At 68.1% G+C, this 14,158-nt stretch carries 14 protein-coding genes; 10 read left to right on the forward strand and 4 right to left on the reverse strand.

Annotation, left to right across the window (positions count from 1 at the left end):
* Window positions 1–369: hypothetical protein (locus ACE3QW_RS20210; RefSeq protein ID WP_374253566.1), on the forward strand; the 369-nt coding region annotated here is incomplete at its 5' end.
* Window positions 370–486: 117 nt separating this feature from the next.
* Here the strand turns inward: ACE3QW_RS20210 and ACE3QW_RS20215 are convergent.
* Window positions 487–1,380, reverse strand: a complete 894-nt coding sequence (locus ACE3QW_RS20215) for a LysR substrate-binding domain-containing protein (RefSeq protein WP_250166296.1) — start codon at window positions 1,378–1,380, stop codon at window positions 487–489.
* A gap of 126 nt (window positions 1,381–1,506) precedes the next feature.
* Here ACE3QW_RS20215 and ACE3QW_RS20220 point away from each other — a divergent pair, with 126 nt between their 5' ends.
* From ACE3QW_RS20220 to ACE3QW_RS20250, 7 genes are all read left to right on the forward strand, one after another.
* Complete coding sequence (locus ACE3QW_RS20220; protein WP_250166295.1) at window positions 1,507–2,217, forward strand: isochorismatase family protein; 711 nt, start codon at window positions 1,507–1,509, stop codon at window positions 2,215–2,217.
* A 91-nt stretch (window positions 2,218–2,308) separates the two neighbouring features.
* The gene (locus ACE3QW_RS20225) at window positions 2,309–3,376 is read left to right on the forward strand and encodes a PotD/PotF family extracellular solute-binding protein (protein WP_250166294.1); all 1,068 of its coding nucleotides are present in this window, start codon (window positions 2,309–2,311) and stop codon (window positions 3,374–3,376) included.
* Window positions 3,377–3,387: 11 nt separating this feature from the next.
* Window positions 3,388–4,314: an ABC transporter permease gene (locus ACE3QW_RS20230; protein WP_374253567.1), complete on the forward strand. Its 927-nt coding sequence runs from the start codon at window positions 3,388–3,390 to the stop codon at window positions 4,312–4,314.
* 7 nt (window positions 4,315–4,321) lie between these two features.
* Complete coding sequence (locus tag ACE3QW_RS20235; RefSeq protein ID WP_029554920.1) at window positions 4,322–5,128, forward strand: ABC transporter permease; 807 nt, start codon at window positions 4,322–4,324, stop codon at window positions 5,126–5,128.
* 11 nt (window positions 5,129–5,139) lie between these two features.
* Complete coding sequence (locus tag ACE3QW_RS20240; protein WP_374253569.1) at window positions 5,140–6,195, forward strand: ABC transporter ATP-binding protein; 1,056 nt, start codon at window positions 5,140–5,142, stop codon at window positions 6,193–6,195.
* A 39-nt stretch (window positions 6,196–6,234) separates the two neighbouring features.
* Window positions 6,235–7,209 carry a dipeptidase gene (locus tag ACE3QW_RS20245; RefSeq protein ID WP_374253571.1) on the forward strand — a complete coding sequence of 325 codons (975 nt, stop codon included), beginning with the start codon at window positions 6,235–6,237 and terminating at the stop codon, window positions 7,207–7,209.
* A gap of 25 nt (window positions 7,210–7,234) precedes the next feature.
* A complete protein-coding gene (locus ACE3QW_RS20250) occupies window positions 7,235–7,765 on the forward strand; it encodes a DUF5943 domain-containing protein (RefSeq protein WP_374253573.1) in 531 nt (176 codons plus the stop codon).
* 70 nt (window positions 7,766–7,835) lie between these two features.
* On the opposite strand, the gene ACE3QW_RS20255 is transcribed toward ACE3QW_RS20250, so the two are convergent.
* Window positions 7,836–9,320 (reverse strand): carbohydrate porin, encoded by a 1,485-nt coding sequence (locus ACE3QW_RS20255; RefSeq protein WP_374253575.1) that lies wholly within the window; start codon window positions 9,318–9,320, stop codon window positions 7,836–7,838.
* 406 nt (window positions 9,321–9,726) lie between these two features.
* On the opposite strand from ACE3QW_RS20255, the gene ACE3QW_RS20260 reads away from it, so the two are divergent.
* Window positions 9,727–10,905: a diguanylate cyclase gene (locus ACE3QW_RS20260; RefSeq protein ID WP_374253577.1), complete on the forward strand. Its 1,179-nt coding sequence runs from the start codon at window positions 9,727–9,729 to the stop codon at window positions 10,903–10,905.
* Here ACE3QW_RS20260 and ACE3QW_RS20265 read toward each other — a convergent pair.
* Entirely contained in the window at window positions 10,872–11,825 is a 954-nt protein-coding gene (locus ACE3QW_RS20265; protein WP_374253579.1) for a CoA ester lyase, read from the reverse strand. The two genes, ACE3QW_RS20260 and ACE3QW_RS20265, sit on opposite strands and share 34 nt — an antisense overlap.
* 81 nt (window positions 11,826–11,906) lie before the next feature.
* Window positions 11,907–12,830 (reverse strand): LysR family transcriptional regulator, encoded by a 924-nt coding sequence (locus ACE3QW_RS20270; protein ID WP_374253581.1) that lies wholly within the window; start codon window positions 12,828–12,830, stop codon window positions 11,907–11,909.
* A gap of 103 nt (window positions 12,831–12,933) precedes the next feature.
* Here ACE3QW_RS20270 and ACE3QW_RS20275 point away from each other — a divergent pair, with 103 nt between their 5' ends.
* A complete protein-coding gene (locus tag ACE3QW_RS20275) occupies window positions 12,934–14,106 on the forward strand; it encodes an MFS transporter (RefSeq protein WP_374253583.1) in 1,173 nt (390 codons plus the stop codon).
* Window positions 14,107–14,158: the final 52 nt, after the last annotated feature.

The following is a 14,158-nucleotide window of genomic DNA, read 5'->3' on the forward strand; positions in this document are numbered from 1 at the left end:
AGGCCCGGCCGCCCGACACCGACGCGCCCCGCCGTGCGCCGGCCGAGGGTGATAGCGCCGGATGAAAGGGCCGCCGCCGGTGCGGTGGAAGCCGCGTGCAAGGCCGGCCACGCCACGGCCGCCTATCGCGCCTATCTCGACTGGAACCGCGCCTCAGGGCCGGGCCATTCGGGCACCGCCTCAGCCCGCACTCCGGCCATGGCGGCGGCGCTGCATGAAGTCAGCCGCCACCTTTATGCAGGGGAAGGCGACACCTGGGACGGCCGCGGCTTCCGCTCCGCCTTCGCCGCCGAGCGTAAGGCTGCCCTGAAGCCGACGAAGGCACGCACCGCGCGGGGCCTCGCCCCGCTCTATCCGAAGGCGCGCTGAGGGGGCTGCGCTGCCCCAGAAGCCCGCGCGGCGCTTGAGCGAAAGCAATGTCAAAAACCCGCGCGGCGCTTGAGCGGAGGCAACGCCCCCCACGCGGCGCCTGAGCGAAAGCAACGCTCAGGTCCCGCCCCACACCCGCCGCATGTAATCGGTGAAGACCGTCACCGCCGGCGCGCGCACCGGAGTGGCCCAGGCGGCGCAGGTGATGAGCTTGTCGGCCACGTCGTCGAGATCGCGGATGACGATGCCGCGCCGCTGCAGGTTGCGCACGCAGCTCGCATAGACCGAAACCCCCGCCCCCGCCGCCACCAGCCCGAAAATGCCTTCGGAGGACGACGCCTCCTGCACGATGCGCGGGGTGAATCCGGCGCGGTGGCAGACGGCGAAGAAGGCGGTGCGGAAGGCGCCCCAGTTCTCGCCGGAGCCCAGCACGAACGGCTGGTCGGCAAGGTCGGCGAGGCGCAGCACCCGCACGTTAGAGAGGGGATGGGTGATGGGGAGCAGCGCCACGTAGCGATGGTCGTCGAAGGTGTAGCTCTCCATGCCCGCCTCCTCGAACGGCCCGATCATGAAGCCGATGTCGATGCGCTCCACGAGGAGCGCCTCCTGCTGCTGAAGCGTCGGGGTGAACGACAGCTCCAGCCGGATCTCCGGCCGGTAGCGGCTGAAGGCGTTCAGGAATTCCGGCAGGCGGCCGTTGATGGCGAAGTCCATGTAGCCGATGCGCAGCACGCCCACCTCGCCGCCCGCGGTGCGCCGCGCGCTGGTCACCGCCCGCTCCAGCCGCGCCAGCGCCTCTCGGCTTTCCGCAAGGAAGGCCTTGCCCGCCTCGGTGAGCACCACGGTGCGGGTGGTGCGGGCAAACAGCGGCACGCCGACATCCTGCTCCAGATCGCGGATGAGGCGGCTCATGCCCGGCTGGGTCATGTGGGCGCGCTGGGCGGCGCGGCCGAAATGCAGCTCCTCGGCGAGGATCACGAAGCAGCGGACGTGGCGGAGATCGAAGCGCATGCCTATTAATACCACAAAAGATATCAATAGCGCCGAAATTAGAATTTCCCAATCCGACTGACCTCGCCCAATCTTCTCCCTGCGAGCCCGGTGGCAACGGGCACAAAACCATCAGGGATCAAGGACATGGCCTTCGAGGAAGACCTCGACGCAGCGCTGACGCGCGCCTTCGAGCAGGCAACCCAGCTTTACCAGCGCAACGGCTTCCAGCGGCGGGTCGGCTTCGGCCGGCGGCCGGCGCTCATCAATGTGGACCTCGCCAATGCGTGGACCCGCCCGGGCAACCCGTTCACCTGCGAGAAGATCGACGACCAGATCATCCCCGGCGTGCAGGCGCTGCTCGCCGCCTGCCGTCGCAACGGCCATCCGGTGGTTCATGTCACCACCTGCTATCAGGTGACGGACGAAACCAAGGCCGCCACCGACATGGGTCTGTGGCACCACAAGATCCCGATCGAGGTGGTGGATCAGGCCAAGCCCGAGCTGTGGGCCATCGACAGCCGCATCGAGCCGGTGGCGGGCGAGCAGGTGCTCATCAAGAAGCGGGCCTCGGCCTTCCACGGCACCTACCTCGCCGGCTTCCTGCGCGCCAACAACGTGGACACCATCCTCGTCACCGGCGTCACCGCCTCGGCCTGCGTGCGCACCACTTTGTGCGACGGCCTTGCGGAAGGCTTCCGCACCATCGCGGTGAAGGAATGCATCGGTGATCGCGTGCCCGGCGCGGTGGCGTGGAACCTGTTCGACATCGACGCCAAGTTCGCCGACGTGGAACCGCTGGAGCGCTGCATCGCCTATCTCGACGAGGCGGGCGGCAAGTCCAAGGCGGCCGCGTGAGGCCGAAGTACTTCTGAAAAGACCTGCCGGTGGCGCCTCCCGCGCCGCCGGCTTTAAGCGTTCGACTTCAAATCATAATCCAGAGGCGAACATGACCAAGCTCATTACCCAGCTCACCGGCGCCCCCTCCCGCCGTGCCGTCCTTGCCGGCCTCGGCGCGGGCGCCACCGCCCTTGCCATGCCCGGCCTCGCCCGCGCGCAGGACAAGACCCTCGTCGTCTCCAACTGGGGCGGCGACTGGAACGAGCGCACCATCAAGTTCGTGGAAGCCCCGCTCGTGGAGAGCCAGGGCATCAAGATCGTCCGCGACCTCGGCATGGAGCCCGAGCGCAAGGCGAAGCTGATCGCCGAGAAGCGGCTGCGCCGCGGCACCATCGACGTCATCCACATCAACGAGGGCGACAGCGTCGAGCTGTACGGGCAGGAGGTGATCGAGAACATCGACTTCTCCAAGGTGCCGAACTACGCGAACGTCGTCCCCGCGCTGAAGTCCAAGCCCTTCTTCGTGCCGTGGCTCTACAGCGGCGTGACCATCATCTACAACAAGGACAAGGTGCCGAACCCGCCCAAGTCCTATGCCGAGCTGTGGGACAAGAAATGGGCTGGCAAGATCGGCCTCACCAACCAGCTCTATTTCAACTACATCATGATGGCTGGCCTGATTAAGGGCGGCAACGTCACCAATACCGAGGAAGGCAAGGCCCGCCTCATCGAGCTGAAGGAACTCACCCAGCCGCGCATCTACGCCGCGCACCAGCAGCTCGGCGCCGGCCTCGTCAATGGGGAGGTGGACATCGCGGTGAACTACAAGGCGCGCGGCCTGCAATGGGCCAATGACGGCGCGCCCCTCGCCATCGGCTATCCCTCCGAGGGCGCCATCGCCGTGATGTTCGGCGCCGCCCTGCCGAAGAAGGCGCCGAGCCCGGATTTGTCCTACATCTATTTCAACGCCATGCTGGACCCCAAGGCCATGGCCGGCCTTGCCGGCGCGAGCTTCTACGCCCCGGCCAACGGCAAGGCGGAGCTTTCGCCCGAACTCAAGGCGAAGGTGGACTTCACCGCCGCCGAGGCCGCCGCACTGAAGTTCCCCGATTACGCGCACGTAGCCAAGAATACGGCGGAATGGCTGGAGTGGTGGAACAAGAACATCGCCCGCTGAGCGAGGCCCCCATGACCTCCTCCGCAAGCTCCGGCGCCACCGCGCCGGTGGCAACAACGTCTCCGCCCGCACCGCGCGGGCGGGAGGGGCGGCGGCTCGCCCCCGCCTACGGCCTCACGGCGCCGGCCACGATCTTCGTGCTGGTCGCGCTGATGGGGCCTCTGGCGCTCATGTTCCGCTATTCGCTGAACCGGTTCGTGCCGGGGCAGATGATGGTGGAGGCGCTGACGCTGGACAACTACGCCCGCTTCTTCGCCGACAGCTTCTATCAGGAGGTGCTGGGCACCACGCTGTGGATCTCCGCCCTCTCCACCCTGCTGTGCCTCGTGGCGGGCTTCCCGGTCGCCTATTTCCTGGTGCGGCAGGCCAGCGACAAGTGGAAGGGGCGGCTGCTCCTGCTCATCGTGCTGCCCCTCCTGATGGGCAATGCGGTGCGGACGGCGGCGTGGATGGTCATCCTCGGCGACAAGGGGCTGTTCAACGCCGTGGTCGGTGCCGTCGGCCTCTCGCCGGTGAAGCTCATGTACACGCCCACCGCCGTGGTCATCGGCCTCGTCTCGGTGCTCTTGCCCTTCATGATCGTCACGCTCCAGAGCGTCATCGAGGGCATCGACGCGAACCTTGAGTCCGCCGCCCAGTCGCTGGGCGCCTCCCACCTCACGGTGCTGTGGCGCGTGGTGCTGCCGCTCGCTCTGCCCGGCATCCTCGCCGGGACGATGCTCTGCTTCATCCTCTCCATGAACGCCTATGCGACGCCCGTCCTCATCGGCGGGCCGAGCTTCCACATGATGGCGCCCACCGTCTACCAGCAGGTGGCGAAAGCCATGAACTGGCCGTTCGGCGCGGCGCTCGCCTTCGTGCTGATGGCGGTGACTTTGGTGCTCACCACCACCGCCAACGTCCTGGTGCAGCGCCGTTACCGGCGCTGGAGCGAGTGAGGAACCGATGGGACTTCTCGCCGTCAACCGCATCTATGCCGCCATCACCGCCCTCGTGCTCGCCTTCGTGGTGCTGCCGCTGGGCGCGGTGATCTGGGTCAGCTTCTTCGCCAACCGCATCCTGTCCTTCCCGGCGACGGGCTACACGCTGGACTGGTACGCGCGCGCCTGGCAGCTCGACTCCTTCCGCAACGGCTTCATCACCAGCGTCGAGACGGCGCTGGTGGCGGTGGCCCTCTCGCTGGCGCTCGGCGTGCCGGCGAGCCTCGCGCTGGTGCGCTACCGCTTCCCCGGGCGCGATGCCATCCAGACGCTTCTGCTCTCGCCCATGGTGGTGCCGGGCATCGTCGGGGGCGCCGCGCTGTTCATGGCCTTCATCGAGCTGGAGATCCTGCTGGACGTGGACATTTCCGGCACCCTGCCGGGCCTGTTCGTCGCCCACGGCCTCATCGCCTTGCCGTGGACCGTGCGGCTCGTCACCGCCTCACTGGTGGGCATGAGCCCGTCCTATGAGGAAGCGGCGCAATCGCTGGGGGCGGGGCGGCTCACCACCTTCTTCCGGGTGACGCTGCCCATCATCAAGCCGGGTATCGTGGCGGCGGCGCTCTTCTCCTTCGTCATCTCCTTCATCGATCTGGAGAAATCGATCTTCCTCGTGGGGCCGGGGCGCACCACGCTGCAGATCGCGCTCGTCTCCTATCTCGAATGGAACCTGGATTCGACGGTGGCGGCGGTGGCCACCGTGCAGATCCTCATCATCGGCGTGCTGCTCCTCGTGTCGGATCGCTACGCCCGCCTCTCCCGCGCCTTCTGAGGAGCGTGCTCATGTCCGATGTCGTGCTGCAATCCATCGTCAAGCGCTACGACGCCATGACCGCCGTGGACCATGTCTCCCTCACCATCGGCGAGGGCGAACTCGTCGCGCTGCTCGGCCCCTCCGGCTGCGGCAAGACCACGACGCTGCGCATGGTGGGCGGCTTCATCCCGGTCACCGAGGGACGCATCCTCGTGGGCGGGCGCGACCTCACCCACCTGCCGCCGAACAAGCGCAACATGGGCTTCGGCTTCCAGAACTATGCTTTGTTTCCGCACATGAGCGTGGCCGAAAACGTCGCCTTCGGGCTTCAGATGCGCAAGCTCCCCAAGGCGGAGATCTCGGCGAAGGTAAAGACGGCCCTCGACCGGGTGAAGCTCTCCCACCTCGCCGAGCGCCTGCCCAAGCAGCTCTCCGGCGGCCAGCAGCAGCGCGTGGCGCTGGCCCGCGCCCTGGTGATCGAGCCGGACGTGCTGCTGCTGGACGAGCCGCTCTCCAATCTCGACGCCCAGCTGCGCCACGAGATGAAGACGGAGATCCGCACCCTGCAGCAGCAGCTCGGCATCACCACCATCTTCGTCACCCATGATCAGGACGAGGCACTGTCGGTGGCTGATCGCGTAGTGCTCATGCGCAATGGCAGGATCGAGCAGCAGGGCTCGCCGGACGACCTCTTTGGCCGCCCCGCCTCGCGCTTCGCCGCCGAGTTCATGGGCGTGACGAACCTGCTGTCCGGCGAACTCGCCGGTGTCGGCCGCTTCCGGCTGGCGAGCGGCGAGGAAGTGCGTGTCGATCCGGCGGGCCTCTCCGGCGACCTCTCCCTCGCCGTGCGGCCGGAGCGGCTGGTGCTGGACGGCGCGGAGGAGGACCACAACGCCCTTCCCGCCGTGGTGGAGCTCGCGACCTATCGCGGCCTCGTCATCGACTATCGCGTGGCCACCGCCTCCGGCCTCGCCCTCATCGCCCGCCGCCCCTCACCCGCCGTCGGCGGCCCCGCCCCGCTCAAGCCCGGCCAGCCCGTGCGCGTCTCCTGGCACCCAAACGCCGGAACGCTGGTGGCCGCCTGAGCCATCCTGAATTTCGTTTCCAATAAAGGGGAAAACCCGGTGTCCGACCTTCACGACAAGCTCATCGTCATCGACGGGCTCATCATCTCCGACTTCTCCCGTCCCGTCTTCGAGGACATGCGCAAGGGTGGCCTCACCGCCGCCAACTGCACCTGCTCCATCTGGGACAACTTCACCGAGACGATGCGCAACATCGCCCGGTGGAAGAAGGATTTCGCGGCGAATGCGGACCTCATCTCGCAGGTCTACACCACCGCCGACATCCTGAGAGCGAAAGAGGAGGGCAAGACCGGCATCATCCTCGGCTGGCAGAACACCACCGCCATCGAGGACCACCTGGAATATCTCGAGCTGTTCCACGAGCTGGGCGTGCGCATCATCCAGATGACCTACAACACCCAGAACTGGGTGGGCTCCGGCTGCTACGAGGGCCGCGACAGCGGCCTCTCCGACTTCGGCCGCGACGTGGTGGCGGAGATGAACCGCCTCGGCATCCTGTGCGACCTCTCCCACGTCGGCCCGAAGACCTCGGAAGACACCATCCTCGCCTCCAAACAGCGCGTCGCCTATTCCCACTGCCTGCCGGCCGGCCTCAAGGCCCACCCGCGCAACAAGACCGACGAGCAGCTGCGCTTCATCGCCGACAAGGGCGGCTTCATCGGCGTCACCATGTTCCCGCCCTTCCTGAAGAAGGGGCCGGCCTCCACCGTGGCGGACTATGTGGAGGCGATGGAATATGTCATCGACATCGCCGGCGAGGACATGGTGGGCGTGGGCACCGACTTCACCCAGGGCTATGGCAAGCCCTTCTTCGACTGGATCACCCACGACAAGGGCAATGGCCGCAAGCTCACCGACTTCGGCGAGGTCATCAATCCCGAGGGCTTCCGCGTGATCGGCGACTTCCCCAACCTCACGGCGGCGATGGAGAAGCGGGGCTGGTCCACGGGGCGCATCGAGAAGGTGATGGGTGGAAACTGGCTGCAATTGCTGAAGGATGTGTGGGGGAAGTGAGTCGCCGCACCCTAGCGAGGCCCTGATGGCGAAGCCTGAAATCGAGATCGACGTGGACCCCGAGACCGGCCGCTGGTTCGTGGACAAGATGCCCATGATCCTGGTGCCGCAGCACTTCTACAACAACAACCACTTCGCCATCGAGGCGGCGCTGGGGGCGGAGGCGTTCGACGCGACGCTCGCGCCCGCCGGCCGGCTCTCGGCCTTCGTGTGGTGCGAGCGGCAGGCGCAGGTCTATGGCCTCGCCGGCACCGACGTGTTCGCGCACTACATGAAACGGCTGTCGCAGCGCGGCTGGGGGCGCTTCTCCATCCTCGCGCTGGACCCGGTGGCAGGGACGGGGACGATCCGGCTGGATCACTCCTCCTTCGTCACCGAGGCGACCAAGGGCGCGGGCCGCAAGCTCTGCTACATGTTCGTGCCGTGGCTGGCCGGAGCGCTGGAGTTCGTCTGCGAGCAGGCGGGCGCGCCGCGCCGGCTTCAGGCCCGCGAGGTGCAATGCGCCGCCGAGGGCTTCGACCACTGCCTGTTCGAGGTGGCTCCCGCCGCAGATTGAGCACCAGCCACGACGCCGGACGCAAAAAAGCCGGGCGACCTCGCGGCCGCCCGGCTTTTTCTTGGAATGCTCAGTAGTTGATGGTGGTGCGCACACCGAACACGGCGGCATTCTTCACCAGCGAGATGCCGAGGGGATCGTTCGGGTTCAGCACGCCGCCGCCGGGGTTCCAGATGTACTGGAAGTCGGGCTGGATGGTCCAACCGGGCATCACCTGCGCCGAATAGGTCACTTCAAGCACCGTCTCGCTGCTGCGGATGGGATAGTAAGACCCGTTGTAGAGCGCGGTGTAGAGGTCGGCCTGCTGGGCCGCGTTGGTCACCCGCGCATTGCCGAAGGCGACGCCGAACGAGTCGTCCTCGCGGCCCGGGACGAGGCCCTTGAAGGTGATGCCGCCATCCCAGTAGAAGCCGAGCTGGTTCTGCTCGCTGGGGGCCGCCGTCACGCGCCCGAAGACGCTGATGCCCTTGTCCTTGGTGCCGGGCTTGCGCCAGATCATCTGGTCGATGATGGCGTAGAAGGCGTAGTCACCCTGGATCTGGTTGGGGAGGCCGATGGAAGCGGGGCTCGCCAGCGGCACGCCGAAGATGTCGTAGACTTGGCTGTTGAACGAATTGGAATTGTACCAGCCACCCACCTTCACGGTGCCGGGCAGCCAGGCGGCGTTCTCCGCCTTGTTGTAGCTGTAGGCCACTTCGCCGATCACGAACACGCCCTGATCGACGATGAAGTTCAGGCCGTACTTGTTCTCTTCCTGAGGGTCGCCGCAGCAGGGCGCGGGGTTGCCGTTGAAGAGGCCGACGAGAACGGTCCACTCGTCGTTCGGCACCCACTTCACGCGCACGCCGGGGGTGGCGAGGGGATAGGCGGGGCCGCCGCTCGGCAGATCGGCGGCAAACAGAGCCGGCCAGCCGAACGTCGAATTCAGGAACAGCGAGCCGTTGTCCGAGATGGCGAATTCCGAATCGGCGGAGAGCTGGCCGAAGCGGATGGAGGACTTTCCGTCGCCGAACGCCTGCTCGATGTAGAGCTCGAACAGGCGGGTGGTGGAGAGGGCGTCCACGTTGCTGACGCCCATGATGTTGCCGAGATACTGGCCGGAGAAGCCCGAGCCCTGGATCTGCAGCACGCTGGCGTGGAAGGTCGCGCCCTTCCAGTTGAACAGCTTGTCGAGGTCCGCATCGAGAGAGAACTGGAAGCGGCCGTTGTAGGCGGTGCCGGTGCCGAGGCCGCCCTCGGTGTTGCGCCAGAGTTCGCCGATATAGTTCACGCCGATCTTGATGCCCGCTTCGGCGAGCTTGGGACGGTAGCCGCCCCAGTCGCCCAGCCAGCCGAGCTGCGGGGCGATGGAGGGCTCTGCCTCCTCCTCGGCGGGAGCGGCTGCGGCCGGCGCCTTGGTCGCCACGTCGGCCGCGTGCGCGGTGCCGAGCAGGGGTGCGCCCAGCAGCGCACCGGCGGCGACGCCGGCGAGGAGATAGCGGGCAAGGAGGGTCCGCGTACCCGGAAGGTCCCCGCGGCTGCCGCGGGCGGCGGTCCGAAACACGGTGTCCAGCATCTTAAATTCCCCCATCGGCAGAAGGAGCGCAGCAGAAGGCCCGAACTGCCCTACCGCGCCGGCGCGACTACCATGTTACAGCGCGGCCTTCCGCAAGGCTGAAAAAGACCCGCAAATCGCCGCTAACGAGGCCGGATTGGGGGCGAGTGGCCATGCTTTGTCAATCAGGTCGGCCCCCTTATTGATATAGAATATCTCTAAACTGGCGGTATGGAGATGACGGGAACTTTTGCCAACCTACGGAATTCATACCGCGATATCCGATAGTTAGATCGCCCGCCCCGGTTACCGCCACCCTCCGCGACCAGCCGGACGGGCCAATGGGCCATGATGGTTCGCTGGCCGATGTGGTAACTATGCAACGCGCCGCGACGGCGACCGGGACGGGAGCGACACACTGGGCGCCATGACCGACGCCAAATTGACCGACGCCACATTCCTTCTGCTCATCAATGGCGCGATCGGCCTGACATTCGCAGCGGCGTTCCTTGGAACCACCTGGCGCTCGTCGGTGGAGCTGGGGCGCTGGTGCGCCACGGCCTTCGTCTGCGCCGCCGCCACCGTCCTCATCGAGGCGCTGGCGCGGGACATCCCCTCGGTCAGGCTCGCCTCGACCCTCTCGTTCGGATCGCTCATGGCGGCGCTGTCCCTGATCGCGGCGGGGCTGCGGCGCCACTACCGACCTGATTCGCACCTCGGCTGGCTCGGCGCGGCGGCGCTCCTCGCGGTGGTCTTCACGGCGCTTGCGGGCGTCGACCTGCCGCGCGGAGGCTGGGCGCAGGCGCTGACCTATCAACTGCCCTTCGCGGCCATCCTCGCGTTCGCCGCCGGCACCGTGCTGCGGCACGCGCCCGGGCGGGCGGTGGATCTTGTCCTCGCCGGCGTGCTGGGGCTCTGCGCTCTGCAGTTCGCAGCGAAGGCGGTGCTCATTCCCCTCGAAGGTGCCGACAACGGGGTGCGGGACTATCTGACGAGCGCCTATGCCCGTTATTCGCAGACAGCCGGCAGCATCCTGTCGCTCATGCTCGGCGTGGCGCTGCTCGCGCTCGTCGTGAGGGAGGTCATCGCCGAGGCCACCGGACGGCTGGAGCGGGACGGCCTCTCCGGTGTCCTCACGCGCACGGCCTTCCTCGAACGCGCGGAGCGCCTCGCGGAAGCCGCGCCGCCGGGCACCCGCATCGGCCTGCTGCTCTGCGACCTCGATCATTTCAAGGCGATCAACGACAGGTTCGGGCACCCGGCCGGCGACGAGGTGATCCGGCGGTTCGGCGCGCTGCTCGCAGCCTGCGCGCGCCAGGGGGATCTATGCGGCCGCATCGGCGGCGAGGAATTCTGCCTGCTGATGCCCGCCGCCGATGTCGAGGCCCTCGCCCGCATCGCCGCCGCGCTGAGAACCGGGGCGGAGCAGATGCGCTTCGCCTGGCTGCCGGAGGAGCGGCGCATCACGGCCAGCCTCGGCGGCACGCTGATCGCCCCCGGCGAGCCCCTCGCCTCCGCCATCCGCCGCGCCGACATCGCCCTCTACCAGGCCAAGGCGGACGGCCGAAACCGCTACCGGATGGCGGACCGCCCGGAAGCCGCCTGAGCGCCCTCCCCCAGCGCCGCCGCGCGCGCGAGCAGCCGCTTGGCGGAGAGATAGAACGGCACCTCGATGATGAAATCTCCCAGCCGCGCCCGGTCCTGACCGGCGGCGCGGGCCGCTTCGAAGGCTGCGACGATCTCCCCCGCCTCGGCGACAGCGGCGGCGGAAGGGGTCATCACCGTGTTGATGAGCGCGATGTGGCCGGGCTCCACGGCGCTCTTGGCGCTGTAGCCCAGCGCCCGGCCGGCGCGGGCATCGGCCTCGCAGCCTTCGGGATCGGCAAAGGTGTAGGGGCAGTCGATGGAGAGCACCTTCGCCGCCCGTGCTTCCAGATGCAGGCGCTGGCGGGCATAGGCCAGCTCCACGGCCGCCCGGCTGCGCGGCGCGTCGAGGTCTTCCGCAAGATCCTCGGTGGAGCACAAAACGGCCGTCACGCGCGGGCTGGCGGTGGCGATGGCATAGGTCTGCATGATGCCGCGCGCGGTCTCGATGTTGGGCACGATCTCGATGGCGCCGGGCGGCAGGCCGAGCCGCGCCTCGTGGCGGCTGATCTCCGCATCCAGCGCCATGACCTGCTCGGGCTCGGCGATCTTGGGCAGGTGTATGGCGTCCGGTCGCCCCGCGATCACGCCCGCGAGGTCGGCGAGGCCGTCGCCCTCCAACGGATTGATGCGCACGCAGGCCACGATGCCCGCCGCGCGCCATGCCGCCATCACCTCCGCAGACAGGGACCGCGCCGCGGCCCGAAGCTCTCGCGGCGTGAAGTCCTCCAGTTCCTGGATCAGCGCATCCGCGCCGCAGGACATCGCGGCCATCAGTGCACTCTTGTCGCCACCGGGCGCGAACAGCCAGCTGCGCCGGAGCGCCGGCGGCCGGCGCGTGCTGTCCTGCCGTGCGGTGGTCTTCTGTTCTGTCGCCGACATGGATCTTCCTCTCCCGAGGCGGCGAGATGAGCCGGAACGCGGCCGGCGCACAAGAGCGCGCGCGGTGGGCTTTGGGCCGCGTCACGTCCCCGGATGGGCGCCGCGGAGCTTTTCGGCGAGGAAATCCACGAAGACGCGCACGCGGGCCGGCGTGTTGGCGCCCCCCACGAACACCGCGTGGATGCTTTCCTTGTCCTGCGGGTTGAACGCTTCGAGCAGCGGCACCAGCGCGCCGCTGGCGAATTCGCCGCGCGCATTGGCTTCATCGATGTGGAAATTGCCGACGCGGGTGATGCCCACGCCCTGCGCGGCGAGCTGCACCAGCGTCTCGCCGTTGTTGGCGGTGATGTTGCCCTTCACCTCCAGCATGAAGTCGCGCCCGTCCTCGCGGAACGGCCAGCCGGGCTCGATGCGGCGGAAGCTGAAATCGAGGCAGTTGTGATGGGCGAGGTCGGCCGGCACGCGGGGCGTGCCGTGGCGGGCGAGATAGGCCGGCGCGGCGATGACGGTGCGACCCGTCTCGCCGAGGCGGCGGGCGGTCAGCGGGCTGTCGGCGAGGGGGCCGAAGCGGATGGCCACGTCCACCCGCCCGCCGAGCACGTCGGCGATCTCGTCGCTCAGCTCCATCTCCACCTCGATATCCGGATAGCGGGCCACGAATTCGCCGAGCAGCGGCACAATAACGAGGCGACCATGGGCCATGGAGGCGCTGACGCGGATGCGCCCGCGCGGATTGGCGCGGTCGGCCAGCGCCGCCTCCGTCTCGTCTATATCCGCAAGGATGCGCCGGGCGGCGCGGGCATAGGCCTCGCCTTCCGCCGTGAGGCGCAGCTGCCGGGTGGTCCGCACCATCAGGCGCACGCCGAGCCGCGCCTCGATGCGGGCCAGGATGCGGCTCACCGCCGAGGGGGTGAGGCCCAGCTCGCGGGCCGCCCCGGAGAGGCTTCCCGCGCACGCGACCTTGAGGAAGGCGGCCATCTCTCCGGTCCGGTCGGGGCGGTCCATTCGTGACTCCGGCGCACAGATGCTGGTCTCGGATGCTCTCTATTGCTGCACTGCAATGTCAACCATATTCCGGGACAACACGATCTGCCCCGGAGTTCCTCCCATGAAGATCAACCTGCCGCTGGTGGCGCTTGCCATCGGCGCCTTCGGCATCGGCGTCACAGAATTCTCCCCCATGGGGATGCTGCCGATCATCGCCATGGACCTCGGCGTCTCCATCCCCGCCGCCGGCCTGCTGGTGAGCGCCTATGCCTTCGGCGTTCTGGTCACCGCACCCATCATGACGCTGGCCTTCGCCAGCATGCCCCGCCGCCGGCTGCTGGTGCTCTCCATGGGCATCTTCACCGTGGGCAACCTCATCTCCGCCTTCGCCGACGGCTACTGGATGCTGCTCGCCGGCCGCATCGTCACCTCGTTCAACCACGGCGCCTTCTTCGGCGTCGGAGCGGTGGTGGCGGCGAGCGTGGTGCCGGCGCATAAGCGCGCCGGGGCGGTCGCCGCCATGTTCTCGGGCCTCACCATCGCCACCATCGGCGGCGTGCCGCTCGCGGCGTGGGTGGGCGAGGCCATCGGCTGGCGCGCGGCTTTCTTCGGCATCGCCGTCATCGGTGCCGTCGCCATGGTGGCGGTGCGCCTCTCCCTTCCTCCGCTCGAAGTTCAGGGCGAGAGCGACATGCGCTCGGAACTCAAGGTGCTCATGCGCGGCCCGGTGCTCGCCGCCCTGTTGCTGACGGTGGTCAGCTCCAGCGCCATGTTCACGGTCTTCACCTATATCGCGCCGATCCTGCAGGTGGAGACCGGCGCCGCCTCCGGCTTCGTCACCGCCATGCTGGTGGTCTACGGGCTGGGGCTCGCGCTGGGCAACTGGCTGGGCGGGCGCTTCGCCGACCGCTCGCTGGATGGCACGCTCATCGGCTCGCTGACGGCGGTGGCGGTGCTCCTCGTGCTGTTCGTGCCGGGCATGCACTCGCATGTCGCCACGGTGCCGCTGGTCTTCCTCTGGGGCATCGCCAGTTTCGCCCTCGTGCCGCCGTTGCAGATGCGCGTGGTGCACGAGGCGGCCGAAGCGCCGCATCTGGCCTCGGCCATGAACATCGGCGCCTTCAACCTCGGCAACGCGCTGGGCGCGGCGCTGGGCGGCGCGGTGATCGATGCCGGCCTCGGCTATCCCGCCGTCTCCCTCGCCGGCGCTGGCACCGCCCTCGCGGGCCTCGCCTTCACCCTGCTGCTGCGGCGTGGCCGCCGAGGGCTGGAAGCCGCGCCCGCCCGGGGCTGAAGACCAAGGGATGGCTGCTACGGAAGCGGCCATCCATTCCCCAGCGGAAAAG

Source organism: Xanthobacter sp. (genome assembly GCF_041911315.1).
In the GTDB taxonomy this organism is placed as follows: Bacteria; Pseudomonadota; Alphaproteobacteria; order Rhizobiales; family Xanthobacteraceae; genus Xanthobacter; species Xanthobacter aminoxidans.

Excerpts from the sequence above, each read along its gene's own strand:
- ACE3QW_RS20215 (WP_250166296.1), bottom strand. The coding sequence starts at position 1,380 with ATGCGCTTCGATCTCCGCCACGTCCGCTGCTTCGTGATCCTCGCCGAG.
- ACE3QW_RS20220 (WP_250166295.1), top strand. The coding sequence starts at position 1,507 with ATGGCCTTCGAGGAAGACCTCGACGCAGCGCTGACGCGCGCCTTCGAG.
- ACE3QW_RS20225 (WP_250166294.1), top strand. The coding sequence starts at position 2,309 with ATGACCAAGCTCATTACCCAGCTCACCGGCGCCCCCTCCCGCCGTGCC.
- ACE3QW_RS20230 (WP_374253567.1), top strand. The coding sequence starts at position 3,388 with ATGACCTCCTCCGCAAGCTCCGGCGCCACCGCGCCGGTGGCAACAACG.
- ACE3QW_RS20235 (WP_029554920.1), top strand. The coding sequence starts at position 4,322 with ATGGGACTTCTCGCCGTCAACCGCATCTATGCCGCCATCACCGCCCTC.
- ACE3QW_RS20240 (WP_374253569.1), top strand. The coding sequence starts at position 5,140 with ATGTCCGATGTCGTGCTGCAATCCATCGTCAAGCGCTACGACGCCATG.
- ACE3QW_RS20250 (WP_374253573.1), top strand. The coding sequence starts at position 7,235 with ATGGCGAAGCCTGAAATCGAGATCGACGTGGACCCCGAGACCGGCCGC.
- ACE3QW_RS20255 (WP_374253575.1), bottom strand. The coding sequence starts at position 9,320 with ATGCTGGACACCGTGTTTCGGACCGCCGCCCGCGGCAGCCGCGGGGAC.
- ACE3QW_RS20260 (WP_374253577.1), top strand. The coding sequence starts at position 9,727 with ATGACCGACGCCAAATTGACCGACGCCACATTCCTTCTGCTCATCAAT.
- ACE3QW_RS20265 (WP_374253579.1), bottom strand. The coding sequence starts at position 11,825 with ATGTCGGCGACAGAACAGAAGACCACCGCACGGCAGGACAGCACGCGC.
- ACE3QW_RS20270 (WP_374253581.1), bottom strand. The coding sequence starts at position 12,830 with ATGGACCGCCCCGACCGGACCGGAGAGATGGCCGCCTTCCTCAAGGTC.
- ACE3QW_RS20275 (WP_374253583.1), top strand. The coding sequence starts at position 12,934 with ATGAAGATCAACCTGCCGCTGGTGGCGCTTGCCATCGGCGCCTTCGGC.